This window comes from Bradyrhizobium sp. 613_E4_N2_2, from assembly GCF_052075995.1.
Taxonomy (GTDB): Bacteria; Pseudomonadota; Alphaproteobacteria; order Rhizobiales; family Xanthobacteraceae; genus Bradyrhizobium; species Bradyrhizobium barranii.
Map to the genome: position 1 here is coordinate 8901702 of NZ_CP197234.1, position 13528 is coordinate 8915229.

Below are 13528 nucleotides of genomic sequence, written 5' to 3' on the forward strand. Positions count from 1 at the left end.
GACGTTCAACGTTCACCCAAACCAAATAGTTGCTGCGGTGCAAAATAAAAAGCCCGTGTGCTGTCTATCACCCGAAATCACGCAAAAATCCGCAGGAATACGCATGAATTAACCGCAATGCCTCAACTTCGTGCAGAGACGCGGCGCATCCACGCCAGAAATGCGGCGCAGATCGTGATTAACGCCGCAAACGCGGCGAGCGAAACGAAGAAGCCTGCGCGCGCCGATTGCAACGCTTCAACCGCGAAGAACGCCGCGCCGATTGCGGCCACTCCGGCCGCATTTCCGATCTGCGCCGTCGTGCCGTACATGCCGGACGCCGAGCCTGCCGCGACAGGCTTCACCGTCGAGAGCACCGCACCGGATAGCGGCGCCATCACCAGCCCCTGCCCGTAGCCGAAGATGATCATGACGAGTGCGAGCAGGATCGGCGCCGGCGCATCGATATAGCCCGTGACCAGCGCGAGTGCGGCGAGGCCCGCGATCTGCAGCATGCAGCCCTCGATCAACACCTTGGTCCCGCGATGGCGCGCTCGCGCGCCGCTGTGACGCGACGCGACCACGAAAGCCAGTGCGAGCGGAATGAAGGCCATGCCGGCTGCGAGCGGCGGGATCTTCAGGCCGCGCTGCATGAACAGCGTCATCACCAGATAGAACGAGAGGTTGGCGACGAAGAAAAAGAACGCCGCGCCGAGCCCGCGCAGGAAGGCTGCATCGGACAGCAGCGTCAGATCGATCAGCGGCATGCCGCCGGCGCGCGCCACCGCATGCTCGAGCTTCAGGAACGCGACAAGGATCGCGCCGCCGCTTGCCATCACGGCCCATAGCCACGGCGCCCAGCCGACATCGTGACCGAACAGCAGCGGTCCGATCAGGCACAACAGCCCCGCGAACAGCACCATGCTTCCGTTGATGTCGAGCCGCGTGCCGGCCCGGCGCGGCACTGACGGCATGATGCGCCAGGCGGCGGCCGCAATGACGAGGCCGCAGGGCACGTTGACGAAGAACACCGAGCGCCAGCCGGTACCGGCAAGGTCGACCGTGACCAGGAGACCACCGAGCAGGAAGCCCGCGGCGCCCGCAAGCCCGAGCACGATGCCGTAGATGGCGAATGCGCGGCTGCGCTGTTCGTCGGTGAAGAGCAGATGCAGTGTCGCCAGCACCTGCGGCACCATCAGCGCTGCAGTCGCGCCCTGCGCCAGCCGTGCGATGATCAGCTCCGCGCCCGATTGCGCCAACCCGCACCACAGCGAGGTCACCGTGAAACCGAGCACGCCGGCCAGGAAGACATTCTTCGTGCCGTGGATGTCGCCGAGGCGGCCGCCGGTGACGACCAGCGTGGCGTAGGCGATCAGATAGATCGCGATGACGGATTCGATCTGCGCCGGCGTCGCATGCAGGTCCACCGCGATAGTGGGAATGGCGACGTTCACGATGAACGCGTCGACGCCGAACATGAATTGAGCAGCGACGACGATCGCCAGCACGCCCCAGCGGCGCGACGAATCGACTTGTTTTGTGACGGTTTGATGCATTTTCGCGCGAGCCTTCGGCGATTTATTTGCGCGCAAAACTCGCAGATCGGCGTCATTGGCGCGATTACCTCCGAGGTAGGACTTGCCGCTTTGGCCCGATTGCTGCATGGCAATTCCCGCTGGTTTTGCGGGCTCGGAAGTTTTCCGGATATACGACTACGACATGGTGGTGATCGGCTCGGGCCCGTCGGGGCGCCGGGCCGCGGTGCAATGTGCCAAGCTCGGCAAGGCCGTGCTGGTGGTGGAGAAGGGCCGGCGGGTCGGCGGCGTCTCGGTCCATACCGGCACGATTCCTTCAAAGACCCTGCGCGAGACCGTGCTCAATCTGTCCGGCTGGCGCGAGCGCGGCTTTTACGGCCGCTCCTACAAGGTGAAGCAGGACATCGCGGCGAGCGACCTGATGATCCGTCTTCAGAAGACGCTCGACCATGAGGTCGAGGTACTCGAACATCAGTTCAGCCGCAACCTGGTGCGCACCGCCAATGGCGAGGCACGGCTGGTCTCACCGCACGAGGTCGAGATCACGAGCTCAATTGGCGAGGTAAAAGTGGTGTCGGCCGCCTTCATCCTGATCGCCTGCGGCACGCGCCCGTTCCGCCCCGACTACGTGCCGTTCGACGGCACCACCGTGCTCGACAGCGACGAGATCATCGAGCTGCCAAAGCTGCCGCGCAGCCTGGCTGTGATCGGCGCCGGCGTGATCGGCGTCGAATACGCCACCATCTTCAGCGCGCTCGACGTGCCCGTGACCCTGATCGAACCGCGGCCCACCTTCCTCGATTTCATCGACAAGGAATTGATCGACGAGTTCGTGCACGAGCTGCGCGACCGCAACGTCGCGCTGCGGCTCGGCGCCAAGGTCAACTCGATCGAGAAGACTGCGCAGGGTGGCATCGTCACGCATTTGTCGGACGGGCGGCACGTCACCACGGAAATGCTGCTGTTCGCGGCCGGGCGCGTCGGCGCCACCGATCGGCTCAACTTAGAGGCGGCCGGCATCGTCGTCGACCATCGCGGCCGCATCTCGGTCGATCCCGTGACCTTGCAAACCAGCGTGCCGCATATCTACGCCGCCGGTGACGTGATCGGCTTTCCGAGCCTTGCTTCCACCTCGATGGAGCAGGGACGCGTCGCCGCCTGCCACGCGCTCGGCATGGAGCCGCTCGCGCCGCCGGAGTTCTTCCCCTACGGCATCTATTCGGTGCCGGAGATATCGACGACGGGACTCACCGAAGAAGAGGTGCGCACGCGCGGCATTCCCTACGAGGTCGGCATCGCACGCTTCCGCGAGACCTCCCGCGGCCACATCATGGGGCTGAACAGCGGCATGATGAAGATGATCTTCTCGACCAAGACGCGCCGGCTGCTCGGCGTGCACATCCTCGGCGAAGGCGCCACCGAGCTGATCCATATCGGCCAGGCCGTGCTCAACCTCAAAGGCACCATCGACTATTTCATCCAGAACACGTTCAACTATCCGACGCTGGCGGAGGCGTACAAGATCGCCGGGCTGGATGCGTGGAACAGGATGACGCGGTAGCCGCAAGCTCATCGAACAGTCTCTTCGCAGCCATCCTTCGAGACGCCCGCCTTCGGCGGTCTCCTCAGGATGAGGTCTCGTTTCGCGGCGCAGCCTCAGACCCTCATGGTGAGGAGCCCGCGAAGCGGGCGTCTCGAACCATGCAGGCCAGGCAGGTCGTTGCAGCGTCTCAACGCATGCCTGCATTCCGCCGCGCGGGACACCGCGCGATTGCCTTCGCTATCGCCAGCACGTAGCCTCATCGCCTCAACAAACAGAAAATTCAGCCGGAGAGAACGCCATGGCGCGCCTGAAGTTCGGAGCCTTCCTTGCCCCGCATCACCCGATCGGGGAGCATCCGATGCTCCAGTTCCGGCGCGATCTCGACCTGGTCGAGCAGCTCGACGCGCTCGGTTATGACGAGTTCTGGTGCGGCGAGCATCATTCCTCCGGCTGGGAGATGATCGCCTCGCCCGAGATGTTTCTGGCCGCAGCCGGCGAGCGCACCAAGCGGATCAAGCTCGGCACCGGCGTGGTGTCGCTGCCCTATCATCATCCCTTCAACGTCGCCCAGCGCATGGTGCAGCTCGACCACATGACCGGCGGCCGCGCCATTTTCGGCTCCGGCCCCGGCGCGCTGGCGTCGGACGCGCACACGCTCGGCATCGACCCGATGACGCAGCGCGACCGCCAGGACGAGGCCATCGGCGTGATCCGCCGCCTGTTCAACGGCGAGCGCGTCACCGCGAAGAGCGACTGGTTCACCATGAACGACGCCGCGCTCCAGATCCTGCCCTTGCAGGAGGAGATGCCGTTCGTAGTGGCCTCGCAGATCTCGCCCTCGGGCATGACGCTCGCCGGCAAGTACGGCATCGGCATCATCTCGCTGGGCTCGATGACGACGCAGGGGTTGATGTCCCTGCAACAGCAATGGCAGTTCGCCGAGGACGCCGCCAAGAAGCACGGCACCAAGGTGGATCGGGCGAACTGGCGCGTGCTGCTGACCTGGCACCTCGCCGAGACCCGCGAGCAGGCCCGCCGCGAAGCCGGCGCCGGCCTGATGCGCTGGCACAACGAATATAATGTCGGCACGCTGCAGCGGCCGGGCCTGACCGCGTTCGCCTCGCCCGACGAGGCCGTGGACAAGACCGCTTTCGTCGACGGTGCGGCCTCCGTGATCGGTACGCCCGACGACCTCGTCAAGATGATCAAGAACGTGATGCAGGTGTCGGGCGGCGTCGGCGCCGTGATCGGCTTCGTGCACGATTGGGCCAATCCCGAAAATACCCGCCGAAGCTGGGACCTGGTGGCGCGCTACGTCGTGCCGGAGATCAACGGCTATATCGACGGACTGCGCAAGTCGCAAAAGTTCGTGATCGAGAACCGCGCGATCTTCGAACGCGCCGGGCAGGCCGTGATGGCGAAGATCATGGAGAACGAGAAGGCTGCAGAGGCCTTGAAGGTGACCGGCGCCGGCCGCGTCGCCATTCCCGCCGTCAACGCCCCGGATTTGCAGAAGGAAGCGGCGAAGCGGTAGGCCCGTCGGAACTACGCTTGTAACGACGTTCACAAGAAAGACATACCGGCCTGTGCTATGCTGACCCCGGTCAGCTGGCGCGGGTCGTAGTCATCTGTGTTCGCGCGCCTGTTCGGTCGGTCAACCGGAGCAATCGTCATGTCGATGCAGAATGTCGCCCCTGCGCTTCCGTTCACCGCACCCAGGCGCAACGAGCTGACGCACATCCCCGGCGACGAGGGCTGGCCGATCATCGGCAAGACCTTTCAGGTGCTCGCCGATCCCAAGGGACATATCGAAGCGAACGGCGCCAAATACGGCCCGGTCTACCGCACCCATATTTTCGGCGAGACCAATGTCGTGCTGCTCGGGCCCGAGGCCAACGAGCTCGTTCTGTTCGACCAGCAAAAGCTGTTCTCCTCGACGCACGGCTGGAACAAGGTGCTCGGCCTGTTGTTTCCGCGCGGCCTGATGCTGCTCGATTTCGACGAGCACCGGCTGCATCGCAAGGCGCTGTCGGTCGCGTTCAAGTCGGGGCCGATGAAGTCGTACCTGAGCGATCTCGACCACGGCATCGCCGCGCGCGTCGCGCAGTGGAAGGCGAAGCCTGGCGAGATGAAGCTTTATCCGGCGATGAAGCAGCTCACGCTCGACCTCGCGGCGGCGTCGTTCCTCGGCGCCGATATCGGGCCGGAGGTCGACGAGATCAACCGCGCGTTCGTCGACATGGTCGCGGCTGCCGTCGCCCCGATCCGCCGGCCGCTGCCGGGCACGCAGATGGCCGCCGGCGTGAAGGGACGCAAGCGCATCGTCGCCTATTTCCGCGAGCAGATCCCGCTGCGACGCGGCAATCACGGCGGCGACGATCTGTTCTCGCAGCTCTGCCGCGCCACCCACGAGGATGGCGCCCTGCTCTCCGAGCAGGACATCATCGACCATATGAGCTTCTTGATGATGGCGGCGCACGACACGCTGACCTCGTCGCTGACCTCCTTCATCGGCGAGCTCGCCGCCAATCCGGACTGGCAGGATAGGCTGCGCGCAGAGGTTCTTGCGCTGGGGCTCGCACCGGGTTCGCCGAGCAGCTTCGACGACCTCGAAAAAATGCCGCTGTCGGAGATGGCGTTCAAGGAGGCCCTGCGGATCAAGCCGCCGGTGCCGTCGATGCCGCGCCGTGCGATGCGCGATTTCACCTTCAAGGGTTTTACGATTCCGGCCGGTACCGCCGTCGGCGTCAATCCGCTCTACACCCACCACATGAAGGACATCTGGCCGGAGCCGGATCGCTTCGATCCCTTGCGCTTCACCGAGGAAGCCCAGCGCAACCGGCATCGCTTCGCCTGGGTGCCGTTCGGCGGCGGCGCGCATATGTGCCTCGGCCTGCACTTCGCCTACATGCAGGCGAAGTGCTTTGCCCGGCACTTTTTGCAGAACCTCGAAGTATCGCTGGAGCCGGGCTACAAGCCGGACTGGCAGATGTGGCCGATCCCGAAGCCGCGGGATGGGTTGCGGGTGCGGGTGAAGGCGGTGTAGGCGCCCTCGCCGTCATTGCTTCGTCGCTTCGCTCCTCGCAATGACGAAAGTTGCAGAGATATCGCGGGCTCAACTCTCGTGCCCCGGACGCGCTGCAGCGCTTGCGCTGCTGCGCAGAGCCGGGACCCAGCAAGCCAGAGGGTAAGCTGCGGATAGACGGGCCCCGGCTCTGCGGAGCGGCACTTCACGCCGCACCGCATCCGGGGCTCGAGACCTATCCGCTACGCCTCATCAAACGCCTTGCGCAACGCTGACAATCCCTGCTGCTGCTGGCTCCAGTTGCGACCGCCGGTGATGGCGCCGTCGATGACGAGGTCGTGGCCGTTGATGAAGCTCGACTCGTCGCTCGCCAGGAACACCGCAGCAAGGGCGATGTCATCAGGAATGCCGGCGCGCGGGATCGGCTGCGCGGTCTTGTAGACATCACGCATCACCGCCGGCGTCTTCTCGGCGGCCTCTGTCGACAGCCCCAGCGCCTTGCCGAAAATGCCGGTTGCGATCGCGCCGGGCGAGATCGAGTTGACGCGCACATTGGACTCGCCGAGCTCCATCGCCACGCATTTGGTGAGATGGATCACCGCCGCCTTGGCCGCGCCATAGACGACCGAGGAGGAAAAGCCGGCGAGACGGCCTGCGATGCTGCCATTGTTGATGATGCTGCCAGACCCCTGCTTCTTCATGACGGGCGCGGCATGCTTCATGCCGAGCATGACGCTGCGCACCAGGGTCGCCATCGCCGCGTCGAACCGCTCGACATCGAGACCTTCGATGCCCCCGGTCTGCGCCGGGCCGCCGGCATTGTTGAACAGGCAGTCGATCCGGCCGAACCTCTCCACCGCGAGCGCGATCAGCGCCTGCATCTGCGCTTCGACCGTCACGTCGGTCTGGCGAAAGATGCAATCGGCCCCGAGCTGCTTCGCCAGCGCCTCGCCTTCCGGTATGCGCCGCCCCGCGATCACAATTTTGGCACCTTCGGCAACGAAGACTTCCGCCGTACGCAGGCCGATCCCGCTCGTCGCGCCCGTAATCACCGCAACCTTGCCATCCAACCTACCCATGGAATGTTCCTGTTTTCGAATGATTTGATGTCAAATGGCGGACGCCGATCGATCTCGGCGCCGCGACAGTCACTATTCCTGCCGGTCTGCGACAAGGCAAGCTTTGCTTGTGCATGCGACATGCGTAACATTCCCGCTCCTTTCTCGATTTACGCGCGCATAGCGCAACCGGGCCGGGCATGGAGAAGCTGATCGACGAATTCCGCAAGGGCTGGCAGGGCGTGGCAGCGCCATCGCTCGCTCTGAGCCTCGGCTTCGCGGTCGCCTGCCTGCTGGTTGCGACGGTGGCGCGCTGGGGTCTCGCGCATGTGCGGCCCGACGTCTACTTCACCCCGTACTTTCCGGCCGTGTTCTTTGCCGCCGCATTCGGCGGCTTGCGGATCGGCATCATCACCGCGCTGGTCGGCGGCGTGCTCGGCGTCGTCGTCAATTTCAGCGACGCTCTTGCCGATCGCTCCAGGTTCACCTTGCTGACCCTTTATTGGGGCGTCTCCGCCCTCACGATCTGGGGCGTCGAGCATTATCGCGGGATGCTGGCGGAACAGCGCCGGATTTCCAAACGCCTGATCGAGGAAGAAGAATACCGCAAGCTGCTGGTCGACGAGCTCCAGCATCGGCTGAAGAACAAGCTGTCGACCGCGCACGCCGTGCTGCACCAGGTGCTGCACGACCAGCCGCAGGTCTGGGCCCGGATCGACCCGCGGCTACGGTCGCTGGCTGCAACCGACGATCTGATCTCGCGGATCGACAAGGGCGGCTGCGATATCCGCGATCTCCTGATCGCAGAGCTCGGACCTTACGGCCATGTCCGCTTCACGCTCAACGGCGACCGGCTGTTCCTGCCGCCGAAGCTCGCCGTCACGCTGTCGCTGATGTTTCACGAGCTCGCCACCAACGCGGGCAAATATGGTGCGTTCTCCGCGCCGCGCGGATTATTGCAGGTGTCGTGGACCGTCAGCGGCGACCGTCTGACCGTCACCTGGGACGAAACCGAGGGCCCGAGCATCGACAAGGTCTCCGAGCCCGGCTTCGGCACCAAGCTGCTGAAGTCGGCGCTGTCGGCTTTCGACGGCAAGTCCGAGGTCTCGTATCTCAAGACCGGCCTGCATTGCATCATGCAATGCCGCATCCCGCAGAACGGTTAGACGCGGCACGAGCGCAAGAGACGCGCGCCCCGCTCGCAGTTTCGTTGCGCGCGTTGACGCTCCGTTAATGACGATGGGTCGGGCGCGTCGCATCGCCGCAAAACACCCCCGTATTTCTCCGTACCCCTTAACCAAACCTAAGAGGGAACTGCGCAAGATCGCGTCCATTGCAAAGGCGCGTTGAAACAACAAGATTCATGACTTCTATGAACGACAACAGATATTCCGGCGCGAGTGAAGCCGAACTCGGATTTCTCAAGGAAATCGTTAGAATGCTGCCTGCCGGTCTGACCGTGCAGGATGCGCAGGGTGAGCTTCTGCTGGTTAACGATGTCGCGGCCGCCCTGCTCGGCATGGACGGCAGCCGTCCGTCGCCCGATCCGACGCCGCGCCGGGAAGCCTGCCAGCGGGCACTGAGGTCCGGCGAGGCGGTCATCTCCGAGGAAGCGCTCCAGGACGGAGCTGCACGCCAGGTGCTGCTGACCACCCATCGCCCCGTCCGCGTTGCCGGACGCGAGCTGCTGATCTCGGCGTCCTCCGACATCACCGAACAGAAGAATTTCGAGGACCAGCTGTTCCGCTCGGCCTATTTCGACGAGCTGACCGGCCTGCCCTCGCGGCGCGTGATCGAGCATCGCGCCGGCAGCCTGCTCGCGCGCGACGGCAAAGGCGAGCGTTTCGCGCTTGCTTTTCTCGACGTCGACAATTTCAAGCACATCAACGACTATTACGGCCACGCCGTCGGCGATGCGCTGCTGGTCGAGCTGTCGAAGCGGCTCGGGCGCGACCTGCGCGATTCCGACATGCTGTCGCGCATCTCCGGCGACGAATTCCTGCTGCTGCTCTCCCCGATCCAGAGCCAGGAGGAAGTCGCCGAATTCATGCAAGCGACGCTGGAGCGGCTGACCGCACCGTTCTTCATCGACAATTCGGAAGTCTTCGCCTCCACCTCCGTCGGCGTCAGCCTCTATCCCGACCACGGCCGCAGCTTCGAGACGCTGCGCCAGAACGCCGACATCGCGATGTACCGCATCAAGAACAGCGGCAAGGGATCGGCGGCCTTCTTCGACGCCAGCATGGAGCGCGAGGCGCTGGCGCGGATGAAGATCGAGCAGTCGCTGCGGCTCGCCATCCTCGAAAAGCGCTTCTGCTGCGCGTTCCAGTCCAAGGTCGACATCCGCACCCAGGCCGTGACGGGCATCGAGGCATTGGTGCGCCTGCGCGACGACGAGGGCGTGATCCAGGCGCCGGGCTCGTTCATCAACCTTGCCGGCGAATTGGGACTGATCGACGAGCTCACCCATCTCGTGCTCGCCGAGATCGTCAAGTCGATCGACCTGATCAACGACAGCTTCGGCGCGGAAGCGACCATCAGCATCAACGTCGCCGCCAAGCAGGCCGGCAACCCCGAATTCATGCGCAGTTTCGCGCGGGCGCTGGACGAGACCGGCTTTCCACAGCGCTTCATGATCGAGGTGACGGAAGATGCCTTCGTCGCCAAGAATCATTTCCAGACCGAGATCCTGCCGATGTTCCGCAAGCTCGGCGTCGGCATCTCCATCGACGATTTCGGCACCGGCTATTCCTCGCTCTCGGCGCTCGCCGACATCACCGCCGACGAGATCAAGATCGACCGCTCGTTCATCACCGACATCCATAAGCGCCCGCGCAGCCAGGGCATCTTGCGCGCGATCGAATCCCTGAGCGAAGCGCTCGGCATGACCGTGATCGCCGAAGGCCTCGAATCCTACGAGGAGCTGGCCTATCTCCAGGCCGCGACCAAGATCCGCTACGCGCAAGGCTATTATTTCGCCCGGCCGATCTTCCTGGAGGAGCTCAAGCTCGCGACCCCCGCCTCCAGCGAATCCCGTCCCGGCGTGTCCAACCGCCCGACGCAGCAGAACCGCCAGGGCTATTCGCGGGCGAGCGGGTATCGGCGGTAAGGCGACAACGGCGCAACGAGTACCGCCGTCGTCCCGGGGCGCGCAAAGCGCGAGCCCGGGACCCATAACCCCAGGGAGCAGTTGTGGAGCGAGGCTCCCACTCCTAGTCTTCGCCAAACTTCTCCCTGTGGGTATGGGTCCCGGGTTCGCTTCGCGCCCCGGGACGACGGCAATTGCTAAGCTGCTTACGTGCCATTTCCCCCCTTTGAAATTGCTGCCCTTTTGCTAATACACAGGCGGACTTCCCTGAGGTACGCCATGCCCTCCTCCCCCGATGTCAGCGATCCCGCCTATGTCCGCGCGCGGGCGATGGTGACGCTGTTCGAGCGGCTGGAGCATCTGTGCGAGGGCGCGATCGCGATCGACCGCGGCGGACGGGTGATCTACGTCAACGAGAAATATCTGGCCTCGCTCGGCCTCAAGCACACCACCGAAGCGATCGGCCGGCCGATCGAGGAGATCATCCCGAACAGCCTGATGCGGACCGTCGCCGAGAGCGGCGAGCCGATCCTGCTCGACATCATGGAGCTCGACGGCGAGCAGCTCGTGGTGACGCGCATGCCGATCGAGGACGAGGACCGCAACGTCATCGGCGCGATCGGGTTCGTGCTCTACGACCACCTCGAGAGCCTCAAGCCGCTGCTCGCCCGCGTCACCCAGCTCGAGAGCGATCTGCGGCTGGCGCGGCGGCAATTGTCCAACGCCCGCGCGGCGCGCTTCACCCTTGCCGATTTCGTCGGCACGACAGCGGCGATCGCGCAGGCCAAGGAGTTCGCCAAGCGCGCGGCGCGGCAGAGCGTGACCGTGCTGCTCACCGGCGAGACCGGCACCGGCAAGGAGCTGCTGGCGCAGGCGATCCACAATGCGTCCTCGCGCGCGGAAAAGCCGTTCGTCAGTGTCAACGTCGCGGCGATCCCGGAGACGCTGATCGAGTCCGAATTCTTCGGCACTGCGCCTGGCGCCTATACCGGCGCCGACCGCAGGGGACGCGAGGGCAAGTTCCGGATCGCCGATGGCGGCACGCTGTTCCTCGACGAGATCGGCGAGATGCCGCTGCAATTACAGGCCAAGCTGTTGCGCGTGCTGCAGGAGCGCGAGATCGAGCCGCTCGGCTCGGACAAGATCAGCAAGGTCGATGTGCGCGTCATCGCCGCGACCAACGTGGATTTGCGCAAGCGCGTCAGCGACGGCGCCTTCCGCGCCGATCTCTACTACCGCCTCAACGTGCTCTCGATCGACCTGCCGCCTCTCAGAAAATGCCTCGACGACCTGCCCGACATCTGCGCGCGGCTGATCGAGGACATCAGCGCCTCCGGCGATTTCCTCAATGCCAGGATCACGCCGAGCGGATTGTCGGCGCTCGCGCGCTACGACTGGCCCGGCAACGTCCGCGAGCTCCGCAACATTCTGGAACGCGCACTGATCCTGAGCGATTCCGGGCGCCTGACCGGCGACGATTTCGTTCACATCCTGCCGGTCAGCGCGGAGGCCGGCCCCGGACCGGCGACGCAGATGACCGGCTCGGTCGTCCCCTATGCCGAAGCCGAAGCGGAGTTCGAGAAGCAGACGCTCGAGCATGCGCTTGCCGCCAGCAACGGCCAGATCTCGGAAGCCGCGCGGATGCTGCGCATCTCGCGCGCGACGTTCTACAAGAAGCTCGCCAAGTTCGGACTGGCGTCGGGGTCGCCGCCTGTCTGACTTTCGAGACGGCACGTGTCCGGAGTCTCGGACTCCTGACACCGTCATATCGGCACTCGCCTGTGGCGTTCGCGCGCGATCCGCCGCAATTTCAGGCATTCCCGCGCAAAGCTCCGGATCTGGCGCAGGGCTTGCTCTGAGGCAGCCTGAGGAAACGCAAGGGCTGATGTGAAGCCAGGGGATCGCTAACGCGAACGCGTCGCGGCCTGCGACGATCCGGCACGCGCACGTCAAGAGACTGTCACATGTGCCTCGTGCAAGCTCCGCCGGAAGGTGGAATTGCAATGTATGCACACTTGTGCAAATCGCTGTGATCAAGGCAGTTCATTCAAGGAGGAAATCATCGTGCGTCGATCGCTCATTCTCACGGCAGCCATCCTCGGCCTGGCCGCGAACACCTCCGCGCAGGCCGACGACCTCAAGGTCGCGCTGATCTACGGCAAGACCGGCCCGCTCGAAGCCTATGCCAAGCAGACCGAAACCGGCCTGCAAATGGGTTTTGAATACGCCACCAAGGGCACCATGACGCTCGACGGCCGCAAGATCGTCGTCATCACCAAGGACGACCAGGGCAAGCCCGACCTGTCGAAAGCCGCGCTCGCGGAAGCTTATCAGGACGACAAGGCCGACATCGCGATCGGCACGACCTCGTCGGCCGCGGCGCTCGCCATCCTCCCCGTCGCCGAGGAGAACAAGAAGATCCTGATCGTCGAGCCCGCCGTCGCGGACCAGATTACCGGCGAGAAGTGGAATCGCTACATCTTCCGCACCGCGCGCAACTCGTCGCAGGACGCAATCTCGAACGCGGTCGCGATCGGCAAGCAGGGCGTCACCGTGGCCACGCTGGCGCAGGACTATGCCTTCGGCCGCGACGGCGTCGCCGCCTTCAAGGAGGCGCTCGCCAAGACCGGCGCGACGCTCGCCGCGGAAGAATACGCCCCGACCTCGACCACCGACTTCACCGCGGTCGGTCAGCGCCTGTTCGACGCTCTGAAGGACAAACCCGGCCGCAAGGTGATCTGGGTGATCTGGGCCGGCGCCGGCAATCCGCTGGCCAAGCTCCAGGACATGGATCCGAAGCGCTACGGCATCGAGCTCTCCACCGGCGGCAACATCCTGCCGGCACTGGCCGCCTACAAGGGCCTGCCCGGCATGGAAGGCGCGACCTATTACTACTACGACATCCCGAAGAACCCGGTGAACGACTGGTTCGTCGCCGAGCACCAGAAGCGCTTCAACGCGCCGCCGGACTTCTTCACCGCCGGCGGTTTTGCCGCCGCGATGTCCGTCGTCGCCGCCGTCACCAAGGCGAAGTCGACCGACACCGAGAAGCTGATCACGGCGATGGAAGGCCTGGAGTTCGACACGCCGAAGGGCAAGATGGTGTTCCGCAAGGAGGACCATCAGGCGCTGCAAAGCATGTATCACTTCAAGGTCAAGGTCGATCCGAACGTCGCCTGGGCCGTGCTCGAGCCGGTGCGCGAGCTGAAGATCGAGGACATGGACGTTCCGGTCCGCAACAAGCGTTGATATCAAGTCCCCTCTCCCCGCATCGGCGGGGAGAGGCTTCTTCCACATTCC

The 13528-nt window shown here is 64.6% G+C and carries 9 protein-coding genes; 7 read left to right on the top strand and 2 right to left on the bottom strand.

Annotated features, from left to right (window positions below):
• Positions 1–122: 122 nt before the first annotated feature.
• Positions 123–1535 (bottom strand): MFS transporter, encoded by a 1413-nt coding sequence (locus tag AB7290_RS42260; RefSeq protein WP_085404096.1) that lies wholly within the window; start codon positions 1533–1535, stop codon positions 123–125.
• A gap of 148 nt (positions 1536–1683) precedes the next feature.
• Between AB7290_RS42260 and sthA the strand changes: the two genes are divergently transcribed.
• From sthA to AB7290_RS42275, 3 genes are all read left to right on the top strand, one after another.
• Entirely contained in the window at positions 1684–3075 is a 1392-nt protein-coding gene (gene sthA, locus AB7290_RS42265; protein WP_071908996.1) for a Si-specific NAD(P)(+) transhydrogenase, read from the top strand.
• A 280-nt stretch (positions 3076–3355) separates the two neighbouring features.
• Positions 3356–4591 (top strand): LLM class flavin-dependent oxidoreductase, encoded by a 1236-nt coding sequence (locus tag AB7290_RS42270; protein WP_014491084.1) that lies wholly within the window; start codon positions 3356–3358, stop codon positions 4589–4591.
• A gap of 138 nt (positions 4592–4729) precedes the next feature.
• Positions 4730–6103, top strand: coding sequence for a cytochrome P450 (locus AB7290_RS42275; protein ID WP_085404075.1), 1374 nt, complete (start codon positions 4730–4732; stop codon positions 6101–6103).
• 221 nt (positions 6104–6324) lie between these two features.
• Here the strand turns inward: AB7290_RS42275 and AB7290_RS42280 are convergent, their stop codons facing one another.
• Positions 6325–7161, bottom strand: a complete 837-nt coding sequence (locus AB7290_RS42280) for an SDR family NAD(P)-dependent oxidoreductase (RefSeq protein WP_085404076.1) — start codon at positions 7159–7161, stop codon at positions 6325–6327.
• A gap of 179 nt (positions 7162–7340) precedes the next feature.
• Here AB7290_RS42280 and AB7290_RS42285 point away from each other — a divergent pair, with 179 nt between their 5' ends.
• The 4 genes from AB7290_RS42285 (at position 7341) to AB7290_RS42300 (ending at position 13477) form a co-directional block, all read left to right on the top strand.
• Positions 7341–8306, top strand: coding sequence for a sensor histidine kinase (locus AB7290_RS42285; RefSeq protein ID WP_085404077.1), 966 nt, complete (start codon positions 7341–7343; stop codon positions 8304–8306).
• A gap of 206 nt (positions 8307–8512) precedes the next feature.
• Complete coding sequence (locus AB7290_RS42290; protein WP_085404078.1) at positions 8513–10249, top strand: putative bifunctional diguanylate cyclase/phosphodiesterase; 1737 nt, start codon at positions 8513–8515, stop codon at positions 10247–10249.
• A 258-nt stretch (positions 10250–10507) separates the two neighbouring features.
• Positions 10508–11947 carry a sigma-54 interaction domain-containing protein gene (locus AB7290_RS42295; protein ID WP_085404079.1) on the top strand — a complete coding sequence of 480 codons (1440 nt, stop codon included), beginning with the start codon at positions 10508–10510 and terminating at the stop codon, positions 11945–11947.
• 345 nt (positions 11948–12292) lie between these two features.
• Complete coding sequence (locus AB7290_RS42300) at positions 12293–13477, top strand: substrate-binding domain-containing protein (RefSeq protein WP_085404097.1); 1185 nt, start codon at positions 12293–12295, stop codon at positions 13475–13477.
• Positions 13478–13528 lie beyond the last annotated feature (51 nt).